The sequence below is a fragment of the Citrobacter sp. EC_71 genome, from assembly GCF_019584005.1.
GTDB lineage: Bacteria > Pseudomonadota > Gammaproteobacteria > Enterobacterales > Enterobacteriaceae > Citrobacter > Citrobacter werkmanii.
In genome coordinates, this window is the sequence record NZ_VDAY01000008.1 from 89,694 (window position 1) to 103,850 (window position 14,157).

Consider the following 14,157-nt stretch of genomic DNA (forward strand, 5'->3'; position numbering starts at 1 on the left):
CGTACAGGCTGTGTGGGCGCTATGACGTGACGCTAAACAGTGCTTTAGTTATTGTAAAGCGTAGCGCCAGGCCAGCTTCCGGCTTCCACCAGTTGATGCATAACTTTTGTCAGCACCACACGGGCGGCGAGGCCTGCCGGGGTAAGTTCATCGTCAGAGAGGCTGACCAGAAAGTTAGGGCGGCTAAGTACCGGATTATGGACGCCGATCACTCTTAGAGTTTCTTTATCGAGATGGGAGATCGCCGCGCCTGGCTGAAGAGTGGCACCAATGCCACTGCGCACGGCGCGCATCAGTAACGCCAGACCATCAATTTCAGTAGCGATCTCAATGTTCAGCGCGTGTTCCTGACAGATGGCATCCAGCCTGCCGCGCAGACCGTGTCCCGGGCTTGGCATGATCAATGGAATATTGGCCAGTTGGGCAGGAGCAATATTGTCATCGACAATATCAGCCAGTAGGGCATGGGTCCCAATTAAAAACAGCCGTTCTTCAAGAATCGGTCTGGCGCTCCAGCGCAGGATCTTTTCTTTTTGAAACACGATAGCCAGATCAATCTGGCGGGTATTAATCATTCGTTCCAGGTTGCCAGAGAGACTTTCCACCACATGCAGGCGAACATCAGCATAGCTTTCCCGCATGGCGTGAATAAAAGGCATGCCGAGAACGGAAGCGGTACTGGGAGCCATACCGACGCTGACATGCCCGGAAAGTCGGGCCTCGCGGGCGGCGAGGATTGCATCGTCTGCATGCCGGAGCGCCAGCTGCGCCTGGGAGTAAAAAGCCAGTCCGGCGCTGGTGGGTGTCACACCGCGCGAGGTGCGTTGTAACAGGCGAATAGCAAGTTCGTTTTCCAGCCGCGTCATTTGCTGACTGAGCGCCGAAACGCCGATATTAAGATCGAGCGCTGCGCTACCCATGCTGCCGGTTTCTACAATGCGAACAAAATAGCGTAGCTGGCGAAGTTCCATTTCAACTCTCCGGAAGGGCAATTGATTTTTACATTAAAGCAACATTGACGGAGAAGGAAGAGGGTGCTGGTCAAATTCAGCCCATAAAAAAAGCCAACCGGAAGGTTGGCTTTTCAGAAAGCGTCACATTATTTGCCGTCGTGCGCATGCTCATCTTCGCGGCAATCGCCTTCGGCGCAGTGGCCGTAAAGATAGAGGCTATGGTTGGTTAAGCGAATACCATGTTTAGCCGCAATCTCACGCTGGCGCGCTTCAATGGAATCATCGCTGAACTCGACCACTTTGCCGCAGTCGAGGCAAATGAGGTGATCGTGGTGATGCTGTTGAGTCAGTTCGAAGACGGATTTACCACCTTCAAAATTATGGCGGGTCACGATACCGGCATCATCAAACTGGTTCAGCACACGATACACGGTCGCCAGACCAATTTCTTCACCCATATCGATCAGGCGCTTGTATAAGTCTTCCGCACTGACGTGATGGTTATCCGGTTCCTGAAGAACTTCCAGAATTTTTAAACGAGGAAGCGTTACTTTCAGGCCAGCCTTCTTTAATGCGGTATTGTTGTCAGTCATGCGGAATCTGTCCTGTAGCTAAACGATTCACTTCATTAACAGAAGTGACAGAAATTGCACTTGAGAAATTGCATATCATTATAGAACTGCCATGGTTAAATGAAAACTGCAAGTCTCTGGCATATATTGTTAATCAAAACGTGGTATCGCCGACAAACACACTGTGCAACACCCGATTGGCATCCAGCCATTGTACAGGGTCAGACGAAAAAGTTACAAATTTGTAGCAATTATTTTGATTGGTTTTATCTATTGATGCGGCGCAGATGATGATCTACGCCGCGTGATATCAGGCATTGATGATTTCGTCGAGGTGCAGTTCTTCTGAGATCTGCTTAACCCATTTTTCTACGCGTTCTGCGGTCAGCTCCGGCTGGCGATCCTCATCAATAGCCAGACCAACAAAGTGGTTGTCATCAGCCAGACCTTTGGACGCTTCAAAGTGATAACCCGCCGTTGGCCAGTGACCGACGATGGTGGCGCCGCGTGGCTCAATGATGTCGCGAATGGTGCCTAACGCATCGCAGAAGTATTCTGCGTAATCTTCCTGGTCGCCACAGCCAAACAGTGCGACCAGTTTGCCGTTAAAATCAATGTCTTCGAGGGTAGGGAAGAAATCGTCCCAGTCACACTGCGCTTCACCGTAGTACCAGGTTGGAATGCCGAGCAGCAGAATGTCATACCCTTCCAGGTCTTCTTTGCTGCTTTTTGCAATGTCATGTACATCGGCAACGTCTTTACCAAGCTGTTTTTGAATCATTTTTGCGATGTTTTCGGTATTACCGGTGTCGCTGCCGAAAAAGATGCCAGTGATTGCCATGAGTAAAATAACCTCTTGAAACTTATTGAAATGGTGGTGGCGCATTGCCCACGGATAAGGGCAATCATAGCAGAACAGTCAGGCATGCGGAAACAGCAAACACGCGGGACTGCACTCTGTGCTACACGATTTATGATTTAGAGCAGAAATTCAGACTATGCCTGACCGCGCAATGCGGTGAGTTGGGTCATCAGCATCTCTTCGATGAGTTCACTGCGACTCATGTTACGCGCCTCGGCCAGCTCGTTTAACGCGTCAACGGCATCAGCGTTCAGTTTCAGTTCGACACGCTTAAGCCCGCGAACTTTGTCACGTTTAAGCTGATTACGTTTATTTATACGTAACTGTTCATCACGCGAGAGCGGATTAGTTTTGGGTCGTCCCGGGCGACGCTCCTGCGCGAACAGATCTAATGTCGTACGGTCCGTTTGTTCTTTGGCCATGATCTTGGTGACTTCGGGGAAACAATCAGCCAGGCGTCTGCCCGGATGGATAGCGCGCCATAATACATCAGCAGGGGAGGCACGCCAACGCCCACGCGCGTAATCGCGCACGGACGCTGAGTTTTTAATCAGTTAGCCTGCTCGTTCAGATAACGACGAATGGCCCGCAGCACTGCTTCAGGTTTTTCCGCATGTACCCAATGCCCCGCGCCCGCAATTACGTGCGCCCGAGCCTGCGGGAATTGTGCCAGCAGCTGTCCGCGATACGCTTCGGTGACATAAGGGGAGTTACCGCCTGGGATAAACAATGCCGGGTGCTCCCACGCCGGGACGGTTTCCCAACCAACGATATGGGGATATTGATCCCACAATACGGGAACGTTAAAGCGCCACTCGCCGTCAACAAAGGATTTCAGCAGAAACTGGATAACACCTTCCTCTTGCAGATGCTGGCGCATGACGCTTGCCGCCTGCTGGCGTGAGGACGCTTGTGCATCGGTTACGGCATTGATTGCCGCAAAAATCTCATCATGACGGCGTACATGATAGTCAACCGGCGCAATATCAATAGCCACCAGCCGATCGATACGATCAGGGGCCAACGCGGTTAACGCCATGACGGCTTTTCCCCCCATCGAGTGACCAATAAAGATCGCTTTTTCGATCTGTCGATCGTCCAGCGTATCCACCAGGTCTTGCGCCATGGCCGCATAATTCATCTCAGGCGATCGGGGCGAGAGGCCATGATTTCGCATATCAACCTGGATGATATCGTGATCGGCCACCAGATCGCGCGCCAGGATCCCCAGGTTATCCAGACTACCAAACAGGCCGTGAACCAGGACGATGGGAGAATTATTGTGCAGGTTTTGCGCAGATTGCGCTCGGATATTCAATTTCATGGCAAAGTTCTTTTTTTCACACTCACGGGTTAGGGTATCATGTTGACCATTCTGCCACAGGGCTGCAACAACTACGGTTACTCCGAGTTTTATCAGCCACCAGGCTTGACGCTATCCGCTGTTGGGATTTGCCTTTACACTACGCGTGTTAACCCAACAACTTGTATTCAGCTAAACACTGCACTGGATTAAGATGAAAACGATTGAAGTTGATGATGAACTCTATAGCTATATTGCCAGCCACACCAAGCATATCGGCGAGAGCGCATCCGACATTTTACGGCGTATGTTGAAATTTTCCGCCGCATCACAGCCTGTCACTCCGGTAGTAAAAGAAGTCCGCGCTGTGCAACCTGTCGTGGAAGCCAAGCCGGTTAACCCCGTAAAAGATAAAGTGCGCGCGATGCGTGAACTGCTGTTGTCCGATGAATATGCGGAACAGAAGAAAGCAGTAAATCGCTTTATGCTGGTGCTGTCTACACTCTATTCTCTGGATCAAAACGCGTTCGCCGAAGCAACGGATTCGTTGCATGGCCGGACGCGCGTTTATTTTGCAGCAGATGAACAGACGCTGCTGAAAAATGGTAATCAAACCAAACCGAAACACGTGCCAGGCACGCCGTACTGGGTGATCACCAATACCAACACCGGCCGTAAATGCAGCATGGTGGAGCACATCATGCAGTCAATGCAATTCCCTGCGGAATTGATTGAAAAGGTTTGCGGAACAATTTAATCCTTGCATTAGAAGGACCAGGCAATGGCAATCCACAACCGTGCAGGTCAACCTGCGCAACAGAGTGATTTGATTAACGTCGCCCAACTGACGGCACAGTACTATGTACTGAAACCAACGGCAGGGAACGCTGAGCACGCCGTCAAGTTCGGTACGTCCGGGCATCGCGGCAGCGCAGGTCGTCATAGTTTTAACGAGCCGCATATTCTGGCTATAGCCCAGGCGATAGCTGAAGAACGTGCGAAAAACGGGATTACTGGCCCGTGCTATGTGGGCAAGGATACCCACGCGCTGTCTGAACCGGCTTTTATCTCTGTGCTGGAAGTGCTGGCGGCGAATGGTGTTGACGTCATCGTGCAGGAAAACAACGGCTTTACGCCAACCCCTGCCGTGTCGAATGCCATCCTGGTCCACAACAAAAAAGGCGGCCCGCTGGCTGACGGCATTGTGATCACGCCGTCCCACAACCCGCCGGAAGACGGCGGCATTAAATACAACCCGCCAAACGGTGGTCCGGCAGATACCAACGTCACCAAAGTGGTGGAAGACAGGGCTAACGCGTTGCTGGCTGACGGTCTGCAAGGCGTGAAGCGTATGTCGCTGGACGCCGCGCTGGCATCGGGTCATGTGAAAGAGCAGGACCTGGTTCAGCCGTTTGTTGAAGGGCTGGCAGATATCGTCGACATGGCGGCGATCCAGAAAGCGGGTCTGACGCTGGGTGTCGATCCGTTGGGCGGTTCCGGTATCGAATACTGGAAGCGTATTGCCAAACACTACAACCTGAACCTGACTATCGTTAACGATCACGTTGATCAGACTTTCCGCTTTATGCATCTCGATAAAGACGGCGCAATCCGTATGGACTGCTCCTCCGAATGCGCGATGGCGGGTCTGCTGGCGCTGCGTGACAAGTTCGATCTGGCCTTTGCCAACGATCCGGACTATGACCGTCACGGTATCGTCACTCCGGCGGGGCTGATGAACCCGAACCACTACCTGGCGGTGGCGATCAACTATCTGTTCCAGCATCGTCCGCAATGGGGCAAAGATGTTGCCGTCGGTAAGACGCTGGTTTCCTCGGCGATGATTGACCGCGTGGTCAACGATCTGGGCCGTAAGCTGGTGGAAGTGCCGGTCGGTTTTAAATGGTTTGTTGACGGTCTGTTCGACGGCAGCTTTGGCTTTGGTGGTGAAGAGAGTGCGGGCGCATCTTTCCTGCGTTTCGACGGTACACCGTGGTCGACCGACAAAGACGGCATCATCATGTGTCTGCTGGCGGCAGAAATCACCGCTGTGACCGGTAAGAACCCGCAAGAACACTACAACGAACTGGCTGCTCGCTTCGGCGCGCCGAGCTACAACCGTTTGCAGGCGAGCGCGACCTCCGCGCAAAAAGCGGCGCTGTCTAAGCTGTCTCCGGAAATGGTAAGCGCCAGCACGCTGGCGGGCGATCCGATCACCGCACGTCTGACCGCGGCGCCTGGCAATGGGGCTTCCATTGGCGGTCTGAAAGTGATGACTGACAACGGCTGGTTTGCCGCGCGTCCGTCAGGCACGGAAGACGCTTACAAGATCTACTGCGAAAGCTTCCTCGGAGAAGAACACCGCAAACAGATCGAAAAAGAAGCGGTTGAAATTGTCAGCGAAGTGTTGAAAAACGCGTAAACCCCTGGCCGGATAAGACGCTAGCGTCACTATCCGGCATGAATAAAAAAGCCGGATAGCATGTATGCTGATCCGGCTTTTTTTTGACGAAGACTTACGGCATAAACCGATAGCCAATCCCAGTTTCGGTTAGAAAATGACGTGGACGAGCCGGGTCCAGCTCCAGTTTCTGGCGTAGGTGTCCCATATAGATTCGCAGATAGTGACTGTGCTCAACGGAGTTTGGCCCCCAAACCTGATTTAACAGCTGGCGTTGCGTCAGTACCTTCCCGGCATTATTCAGCAGTACCGCTAACAGGCGAAACTCAATTGGCGTCAGATGGATTTCCTCGTCGCCATGGTGTACGAGGCGGGCGGCGAGATCCACTTTTACGTTGGAAAAATGCACCACCGGTTCGGGGGACGCGCCGCTGGCGTGGCGCCGCAATGCCACGCGCAATCGCGCCTGTAGCTCGCCAATACCAAAGGGTTTACTGAGATAGTCATCGGCACCGGCATCCAGCGCGGCGATTTTATCGCTCTCTTCGCTACGGGCTGAAAGCACGATTACTGGAATTGCGCTCCACTGTCGCAGGTCGCGAATAAAATCAATGCCGTCGCCGTCTGGCAGGCCGAGATCGAGAATGATGAGATCGGGTTTTCGCGTGGCGGCTTCCAGCAGACCACGTTGCAGCGTTTCCGCTTCATATACACGCAGGCCATCGGCTTCCAGCGCGGTGCGCAGAAAGCGGCGAATGGCCTGTTCATCTTCAACAATCAGAACGTTTGTCACATATCCTCATGAAAATCTTCAAGTTCAGGGGGGATTTCCTGGGGCAGTGTAACACGGAAACAGGCTCCTCCCTGGGCACGATTATGGGCGGAAATGGTACCGCCGTGCACGTCCACAATCGCCTGACAAATGGCCAGCCCCAATCCCACGCCGGGTACCGATGACTCTTTGTTTCCTCTGGAAAATTTGTCAAAAACACGCTGTTCCATACCCGATGGAATACCCGGTCCATTATCCCAGACGTCCAGTTGCAGGTGCTCACCGTTGACGCTGGCATCAATGCCGATTTGTGCCTGCGGACCCGCGTACTTAACGGCGTTCTCCAACAGATTAATTAACACCCGTTCAAAAAGCGGGCCATCGACATGGATCAGCGTCAACGGTTCGGGTAACGACAGATTAATCGGGGCTGAGAGTCCCGGCTCCAGCATCTGCAGGGCGCTGCCCACCACCTCTTCCAGCGTTAACCACTCCTTCTTAAGATTAAAGCCACCAGACTGAATTCGCGCCATATCCAACAGATTATTAACCAGTCGGGTGGTATTCAGCACGTGCTGGCGAATCTCACTGGCCTGACGCGCATGCGGCGAACCTTCACTGGCCAGATCCAGCGTTAAAATCTCAGCCTGACCGAACAGCACCGTCAACGGCGTGCGCAAATCGTGGGACAGGGCGGCAAGCAGCGCATTGCGAATACTTTCACGCTCACTGGCAAACCTGGCCTGCTCTTCGCTGGCGGTCAGCGTCAGACGTTCCAGCGCACTGGCGACCAACAGGGTAAAGGTTTCCAGCAGGCGCTGCTGCTCGGGGATCATCAACTGACGCAGATTTCCCGGTTCCACTACCAGTAGCCCATGCGTTTTATCGGCGCTTTTTAGCGGTAAGATTTGGTACGGTACGCCCGGTAAGGTATCCGTGCCCGCGCCAGCTGGCTGCCCTTTGTCAAAACTCCATTGGGCAATGGCATCGTCCCATGGCGTCATGCCCTGTTGATGGGTGAGGGGCGCCAGCTTACCGTGTTCATCAGGTAATAAAACCTGACTACGGGCCTGAAACGTTGAGGCGATAAACTGTTCGCTGGTAGCGGCGATATCCTGCTGACTCCGTCCAACGGCTAACGCTTTCGACATCTCATACAGATGACGCGTACGTTGTTCCCGATAGCGTGCCACTCGCGCCTGATACCGGACTCCGGCGGTCAGATTACCGATAACCAGCCCTACCGTTAGCATCACGGTAAAAGTGAGTAGGTACTGGACGTCGGAAACGGCCAGCGTCCCACGCGGGGCAATAAAGAAGAGATCGAAGCTGGCGACGTTAATAAAGGTTGCCAGCACGGATGGCCAGCGTCCGTAGAACAGGGCGATAACCACCACACCCAGCAAATAGAGCATTACCAGGTTAGCGGCATCAAAGGCCATCAGCCACTGCATCGCGATCAGCGTAATGATGGCGCACAGCGCGACGGCAACCACACAACCCTGAATTTGTACCCGCCATTTATCTTTAAAGGTGCGGCTATCCGTAGTGGGTAGCGTCGGGCGTGAAGGCGGTTCGTCCAGCGCGACAATCATCAGATCGAGATCCGGTGCGCGATGGGCCAGTTTGTCGGCAAAGGAATCGCTGCGCCACCAGCGACGCGTTGTCGGACGCCCGAGCACAATTTTTCCCAGATTATGCTCGCGGGCATAGCGGATTACCGCTTTATCTTCAGCGGGATCGGAAAGTGTGGCGGTTTCCGCGCCCAGCTCCTGGGCTAATCGCAGGGCGCTTAAGATCGCGCGGCGCTGTTTTTCGGGGAGTCGGTGCAGCGCTGGAGTTTCGACATACACTGCGTGCCAGACGCTGCCGAGACGCGCCGCCAGTCGCGCGGCGGCGCGTACCAGTTTTTCGCTGCCGGTGTTGTGCCCAATGCACAGCAAAACGGCGTCGCGGGTATGCCATACTTTCTCTTCCCCTGGACGTCCGCGCCAGGCGCGCATTTGATCGTCCACCCGATCGGCCGTGCGGCGCAGGGCCAGCTCGCGCAGCGCGATCAAATTACCTTTGCGAAAGAAATGCTCGATGGCTCTTTCCGCCTGACCGGCGATATAGACCTTGCCTTCATTCAGGCGCTGCCGCAAATCATCGGGGGGAAGATCGACCAGCACCACATCGTCAGCGGCATCGAAAAAAGGATCGGGGACGGTTTCGCGAACCTGAATACCGGTGACGCCGCTGACCACATCATTGAGACTTTCCAGATGCTGTACGTTAACGGTGGTAAAGACGTCGATACCGGCTTCCAGCAGCTCTTCAATATCTTGCCAGCGCTTAGGATGGCGTGAACCTGGCGCATTACTGTGCGCCAGTTCATCCATTAAAATGAGCGCCGGACGGCGGGCCAGGGCGGCATCGAGATCGAACTCGCTGATGTGACGACCATGACGCGCGTGTCGCTTTAGCGGCAGGATGCTGAGACCGTCCAGCAGCGCGGCGGTCTCTTTGCGTCCGTGGGTTTCCACCACGCCAATCAGCACATCTAACCCCTGCGCCCGCAGCCGCTGGGCTTCCGTTAGCATGGCCCAGGTTTTGCCGACGCCCGCGCAGGCACCGAAGAATATTTTTAGTTTTCCGCGGTGCGGGGCAGTGGTCTGCTCCAGCAGACGATCGGGGTCGGGACGTAAGGGTTCGCTATGCATGTCCTTTTTCTCAGTGCTTATCCAGCGCTAAATTAAGTTCCACCAGGTTCACCACCGGCTGGCCGATAAAACTGACCAACGGCTTTTGCGTGTATTGTGCAACCAGGCGCGACACCTCTTTAACGCTGAGGTTGCGGGCCTGCGCCACGCGGGGAATTTGCCAGGCCACCGCGTCGGGCGTCAGGTTGTTATCCAGCCCGCTGGCCGACGCGGTTACCAGCTCTAGCGGAACGGCAGGACTAGCCTGTGGATTGGCAGCACGCAGCGCGGCAATCCGGCTTTGCAACTGTTTATCCAGTTCCGGGTTGCTGACGGCCAGATTACTGCCGCCAGAAGCCATGGGATTATAGGGCATTTCCGCCGTTGCAGACGGACGCCCCTGAAAATAACCGGCGGCGGTAAAATGTTGCCCAATAAGTTCAGAGCCGCGAACAACCTGATCTTCGCGGATCAAGGAGCCGTTAGCCTGGTGGGGAAACCACCACTGCCCCAGCGCGGTGGTCAGCAGCGGGTAAGCCCCGCCGGTTATAAGCATCAGGAAAATCAATGTTGATAATGCAGGACGTAATCCACTCATCTGAAACCTCACACCAGACCCAGCAGGGTCAGCAGTACATCAATCGCTTTAATGCCAATAAATGGCACCACCAGACCGCCCAGGCCGTAGATCCACAAATTACGGCGCAACATTGCAGATGCGGATAACGGCTTGTAGCTCACGCCTTTAAGCGCCAGTGGGATCAGAAAAATGATTATCAGCGCATTAAAGATAACCGCGCTGAGGATCGCTGAGTCCGGCGAATGCAGTCCCATTACGTTAAGTGCATTGAGCTGCGGATAGGTGGCGGCGAACGCGGCCGGGATAATGGCGAAATACTTTGCCACGTCATTGGCGATACTGAAGGTGGTCAGCGAGCCGCGCGTCATCAGCATCTGTTTACCAATGTGCACCACTTCAATCAGTTTGGTGGGGTTGGAATCAAGATCCACCATGTTGCCAGCTTCCTTCGCCGCCTGGGTCCCGGAGTTCATGGCGACCGCGACATCCGCCTGCGCCAGTGCCGGGGCGTCGTTGGTTCCGTCGCCGGTCATCGCCACCAGACGGCCTTCCGCCTGATACTGACGAATCAGCGCCAGCTTGGCTTCCGGCGTGGCCTCCGCTAAGAAATCATCCACCCCGGCTTCAGCGGCGATCGCGGCTGCGGTCAGACGGTTATCGCCGGTGATCATCACCGTTTTGATGCCCATTTTGCGCAGTTGGGCAAAACGTTCTTTGATCCCGCCTTTCACAATATCTTTCAGGGCAATCACGCCCAGTACGCGGGAGCCTTCGGCTACCACCAGCGGCGTAGCGCCAAGGCGAGCGACGTTGTCGACCTTCTGCTCTACATCGGCGGGGAATTGACCGCCGTTGGCTTCAACGTGACGACGAATGGCATCGACCGAACCTTTGCGGATCATACGGTTGTCGATGTTGATACCGCTCATACGACTTTGCGCGGTAAATGGCACAAAGGTAGCGTGCAGCGATTGCACGTCGCGAATACGCAGATTAAAGCGCTGTTTTGCCAGAATTACGATGCTGCGGCCTTCCGGCGTTTCATCGGCCAGCGATGAAAGCTGTGCGGCGTCGGCCAGCGTTTTTTCGTCCACCCCCTGGGCGGGCAGAAAATCTGAAGCCTGGCGGTTACCCAGCGTAATGGTGCCGGTTTTATCCAGCAGCAGGACGTCCACGTCACCCGCGGCTTCGACCGCGCGTCCGCTGGTGGCAATGACGTTCGCGCCCAGCATACGGCTCATCCCGGCCACGCCAATGGCAGAAAGCAGACCGCCGATGGTGGTGGGGATCAGACAAACGAGCAGGGCAACCAGTACCGTGACGCTGACCGCGCTGCCGCCCCAGGCGGAAAATGGCCACAGCGTGGCGGTCGTCAACAGAAAAACGATGGTCAGGGCAATCAGCAGGATCGTCAGGGCGATTTCGTTGGGGGTTTTACGCCGCTGCGCGCCTTCGACCATGGCGATCATCCGGTCAAGGAACGTTTCACCGGGATTTACGCTGCATTCGATCACCAGCCAGTCGGAGAGAATGCGAGTCCCGCCGGTGACCGATGCAAAATCGCCACCGGATTCACGAATGACCGGCGCAGACTCACCGGTAATCGCGCTTTCGTCCACCGATGCGCCACCTTCGATCACCTCACCGTCACACGGGATAATATCGCCAGCTTCCACCAGCACAATATCGCCTTTACGTAAATCATCGGCAGGGACGTGATCCATGGCCGAGCCGTATTTGGGTTCGCGAAGTTTGCGGGCAAAAGCGGTTTTTTTCACCCCTTTCAGGCTGTTCGCCTGTGCTTTACTGCGCCCCTCAGCCAGCGCTTCGGCAAAGTTGGCGAACAGGACGGTGATCCACAGCCATAGACTTATCGCGCCGGTAAACCACGGATTGCCTGGCAGATAACCTGTTGCCATCGCCAGCGTTAACAACGTGGTCAGCAGACTACCCAGCCAGACGAGAAACATCACCGGATTACGCCATTGGGTATGTGGGCTTAATTTTTTCACGGCATCCATCAGCGCCTGTGCGACCAGAGAAGGTTCGAACAGCGCCAGTTGCTTGCGACTCATAGTAATGTGCTCCGCATCACTCAGTGTAATGACAGGTATTCTGCGACCGGGCCAAGGGCCAGGGCAGGAACAAAGGTAAGAGCGCCAACCAGTAACACCGTACCGATTAACAACCCGACAAACAGCGCGCCGTGGGTGGGTAGCGTGCCCGGGCTTGCTGGCTGGATCTTTTTACTGACCAGCGACCCGGCAATAGCCATCACGGGAACGATCACGCCGAAGCGACCAAAGAACATGCACAACGCCAGCAGGCAGTTCCAGAACGGGCTATTGGCGCTTAATCCGGCAAAGGCGCTACCGTTGTTATTCGCGGCAGATGACACGGCATACAGCACTTCACTAAACCCATGTGGACCCGGGTTGAGCATGGCGCTACGCCCGGCATCGGTCATCATTGCTATTGCTGTGCCGAGCAGGACCAGCGCAGGGGTGACCAGAATCGCCAGCGCGGTCATTTTCATTTCGCGCACGTCGATTTTCTTACCCAGGTATTCCGGTGTTCGGCCAATCATCAGCCCGGCGATGAACACAGCCAGCAGTACGAACAGCAGCATACCGTACAGGCCTGAACCCACACCGCCGAAGACCACTTCGCCAATTTGCATCAGCCACATCGGCACCATTCCGCCGAGTGCGGTAAAGGAGTCATGCATCGCAATCACTGCGCCACAGGATGCCGCCGTTGTGACGACCGCAAACAGACTGCTGACCAGTACACCAAAGCGGCTCTCTTTGCCCTCCATGTTGATATTGCTGTTTGCACCTAACTGCATCAGATGCGGGTTGCCCTGAACTTCGGCCCACATCACGACGGCTACGCAGATGACAAAAATGAGCGACATGGCCCATAACAAGGTCCGTCCCTGACGACGATCGCCCACCACATCGCCAAAGGCAAAACACAGCGCGGTAGGGATCAAAAAGATCGCCAGCATCTGGACCAGGTTGGTCAGCGCGGTTGGGTTTTCAAACGGATGTGCTGAGTTAGCGTTAAAGAAACCGCCTCCGTTGGTGCCGAGCATCTTAATCGCTTCCTGCGAAGCGACAGGTCCCATCGGCAGCAACTGTTTCACCCCTTCAAGCGTCGTGATGGGCTGATAGGGCAAGACGTTTTGCAGCACGCCTTGTTGAATAAAAAACAGGGCGATGAGCAGCGCAATCGGCACGAGGATCCACAGCGTAATACGAACCAGATCGACCCAGGCATTACCCAGCGTATCCATACTCTGGCGCGTAAAGGCACGAATCAGGGCAAAAATCACCGCAATCCCGGTCGCCGCGGACAGGAAGTTCTGCACGGTCAACCCAGCCATCTGGCTGAAGTAGCTTAAGGTGGTTTCACCCGCATAGGATTGCCAGTTGGTATTGGTGACAAAACTCACCGCCGTGTTGAGCGCCAGATGCCATGAAAGTCCTGGTAGCTGCTGAGGATTCAGCGGCAACAGATTTTGCGCCATCAGCATCGAAAACAGGACCAGCAGGCCCAGCACATTGAGCGCGAGGATTGCCAGCAGATACTGCCGCCAGTTCATCTCCTGCTGCGAAATACCCAGACCACGCCAGAGCACACTTTCCACGCCAGCAAGGCCCGGCAGAGACGTATTATTGATGAGTCGGGCCAGCCCAAACCCCAGCGGTCTGGCGATGACAAACAGCACCAGCAAGAAACTGGCAATAAGTAAAAATCCTTGAGCCGCCATCAGAACGCCTCCGCATTAATCAGGGCATACACAAGGTAACCTAATAATAAAAAGACCAGCCCAATGCCGGTTATCACGCCTGCACTCACAGTGCACCTCCAGTGGCATAAATGTGATAACCAGAGCGTAGGTTTTTGCTTGCAAAGATTTCGCAAAAATCGGCGGGCGAGGTGTAAAAAAAGTATAAAAATGGCAAAGACCATTATTTAACTAATGATTAGTATTAATTTAACTTTTATGTAACTTAATTACGTTTTT

The 14,157-nt window shown here is 54.7% G+C and carries 14 protein-coding genes; 2 read left to right on the top strand and 12 right to left on the bottom strand.

What is annotated here, in order from left to right; translation table 11 throughout:
- Positions 1-44: 44 nt before the first annotated feature.
- The 6 genes from tcuR to ybfF all read right to left on the bottom strand — a co-directional run bounded on the left by tcuR (position 45) and on the right by ybfF (position 3,711).
- Positions 45-971, bottom strand: a complete 927-nt coding sequence (gene tcuR / locus FHD02_RS10815) for a tricarballylate utilization LysR family transcriptional regulator TcuR (protein WP_137360512.1) — start codon at positions 969-971, stop codon at positions 45-47.
- A gap of 128 nt (positions 972-1,099) precedes the next feature.
- Positions 1,100-1,546, bottom strand: coding sequence for a ferric iron uptake transcriptional regulator (gene fur, locus FHD02_RS10820; protein ID WP_003022836.1), 447 nt, complete (start codon positions 1,544-1,546; stop codon positions 1,100-1,102).
- Positions 1,539-1,625: a ryhB-regulated fur leader peptide gene (locus FHD02_RS24860; protein ID WP_137349021.1), complete on the bottom strand. Its 87-nt coding sequence runs from the start codon at positions 1,623-1,625 to the stop codon at positions 1,539-1,541. The genes fur and FHD02_RS24860 overlap by 8 nt, the downstream gene beginning before the upstream one ends.
- Before the next feature lie 210 nt (positions 1,626-1,835).
- On the bottom strand, positions 1,836-2,366 hold the full coding sequence (gene fldA, locus FHD02_RS10825) for a flavodoxin FldA (RefSeq protein WP_054176141.1): 531 nt from the start codon (positions 2,364-2,366) through the stop codon (positions 1,836-1,838).
- 155 nt (positions 2,367-2,521) lie between these two features.
- The gene (ybfE, locus tag FHD02_RS10830; RefSeq protein ID WP_042310165.1) at positions 2,522-2,809 is read right to left on the bottom strand and encodes a LexA regulated protein; all 288 of its coding nucleotides are present in this window, start codon (positions 2,807-2,809) and stop codon (positions 2,522-2,524) included.
- Positions 2,810-2,937: 128 nt separating this feature from the next.
- The gene (gene ybfF / locus FHD02_RS10835) at positions 2,938-3,711 is read right to left on the bottom strand and encodes an esterase (protein WP_137360513.1); all 774 of its coding nucleotides are present in this window, start codon (positions 3,709-3,711) and stop codon (positions 2,938-2,940) included.
- A 193-nt stretch (positions 3,712-3,904) separates the two neighbouring features.
- Here ybfF and seqA point away from each other — a divergent pair, with 193 nt between their 5' ends.
- Both seqA and pgm read left to right on the top strand, forming a co-directional pair.
- Positions 3,905-4,447, top strand: coding sequence for a replication initiation negative regulator SeqA (seqA, locus tag FHD02_RS10840; RefSeq protein ID WP_042309768.1), 543 nt, complete (start codon positions 3,905-3,907; stop codon positions 4,445-4,447).
- 24 nt (positions 4,448-4,471) lie between these two features.
- Positions 4,472-6,112 carry a phosphoglucomutase (alpha-D-glucose-1,6-bisphosphate-dependent) gene (gene pgm / locus FHD02_RS10845; protein WP_016152262.1) on the top strand — a complete coding sequence of 547 codons (1,641 nt, stop codon included), beginning with the start codon at positions 4,472-4,474 and terminating at the stop codon, positions 6,110-6,112.
- A gap of 94 nt (positions 6,113-6,206) precedes the next feature.
- On the opposite strand, the gene kdpE is transcribed toward pgm, so the two are convergent.
- The 6 genes from kdpE to kdpF are packed head-to-tail and all read right to left on the bottom strand — an operon-like array spanning position 6,207 to position 13,988.
- Entirely contained in the window at positions 6,207-6,884 is a 678-nt protein-coding gene (gene kdpE, locus FHD02_RS10850; RefSeq protein WP_137360514.1) for a two-component system response regulator KdpE, read from the bottom strand.
- Positions 6,881-9,565: a two-component system sensor histidine kinase KdpD gene (kdpD, locus tag FHD02_RS10855; RefSeq protein WP_042309756.1), complete on the bottom strand. Its 2,685-nt coding sequence runs from the start codon at positions 9,563-9,565 to the stop codon at positions 6,881-6,883. The genes kdpE and kdpD overlap by 4 nt, the downstream gene beginning before the upstream one ends.
- Before the next feature lie 10 nt (positions 9,566-9,575).
- On the bottom strand, positions 9,576-10,142 hold the full coding sequence (gene kdpC, locus FHD02_RS10860; RefSeq protein ID WP_220393870.1) for a potassium-transporting ATPase subunit KdpC: 567 nt from the start codon (positions 10,140-10,142) through the stop codon (positions 9,576-9,578).
- Positions 10,143-10,150: 8 nt separating this feature from the next.
- A complete protein-coding gene (gene kdpB, locus FHD02_RS10865) occupies positions 10,151-12,199 on the bottom strand; it encodes a potassium-transporting ATPase subunit KdpB (protein WP_220393871.1) in 2,049 nt (682 codons plus the stop codon).
- Positions 12,200-12,219: 20 nt separating this feature from the next.
- Positions 12,220-13,899, bottom strand: a complete 1,680-nt coding sequence (gene kdpA, locus FHD02_RS10870; RefSeq protein WP_137360516.1) for a potassium-transporting ATPase subunit KdpA — start codon at positions 13,897-13,899, stop codon at positions 12,220-12,222.
- Positions 13,899-13,988: a K(+)-transporting ATPase subunit F gene (kdpF, locus tag FHD02_RS10875; RefSeq protein ID WP_077949339.1), complete on the bottom strand. Its 90-nt coding sequence runs from the start codon at positions 13,986-13,988 to the stop codon at positions 13,899-13,901. Before kdpF ends, kdpA begins: the two co-directional genes overlap by 1 nt.
- Positions 13,989-14,157: the final 169 nt, after the last annotated feature.

Coding starts and splice junctions, on each gene's coding strand:
- tcuR (WP_137360512.1), bottom strand. CDS start 971: ATGGAACTTCGCCAGCTACGCTATTTTGTTCGCATTGTAGAAACCGGC.
- fur (WP_003022836.1), bottom strand. CDS start 1,546: ATGACTGACAACAATACCGCATTAAAGAAGGCTGGCCTGAAAGTAACG.
- FHD02_RS24860 (WP_137349021.1), bottom strand. CDS start 1,625: ATGATATGCAATTTCTCAAGTGCAATTTCTGTCACTTCTGTTAATGAA.
- fldA (WP_054176141.1), bottom strand. CDS start 2,366: ATGGCAATCACTGGCATCTTTTTCGGCAGCGACACCGGTAATACCGAA.
- ybfE (WP_042310165.1), bottom strand. CDS start 2,809: ATGGCCAAAGAACAAACGGACCGTACGACATTAGATCTGTTCGCGCAG.
- ybfF (WP_137360513.1), bottom strand. CDS start 3,711: ATGAAATTGAATATCCGAGCGCAATCTGCGCAAAACCTGCACAATAAT.
- seqA (WP_042309768.1), top strand. CDS start 3,905: ATGAAAACGATTGAAGTTGATGATGAACTCTATAGCTATATTGCCAGC.
- pgm (WP_016152262.1), top strand. CDS start 4,472: ATGGCAATCCACAACCGTGCAGGTCAACCTGCGCAACAGAGTGATTTG.
- kdpD (WP_042309756.1), bottom strand. CDS start 9,565: ATGCATAGCGAACCCTTACGTCCCGACCCCGATCGTCTGCTGGAGCAG.
- kdpC (WP_220393870.1), bottom strand. CDS start 10,142: ATGAGTGGATTACGTCCTGCATTATCAACATTGATTTTCCTGATGCTT.
- kdpB (WP_220393871.1), bottom strand. CDS start 12,199: ATGAGTCGCAAGCAACTGGCGCTGTTCGAACCTTCTCTGGTCGCACAG.
- kdpA (WP_137360516.1), bottom strand. CDS start 13,899: ATGGCGGCTCAAGGATTTTTACTTATTGCCAGTTTCTTGCTGGTGCTG.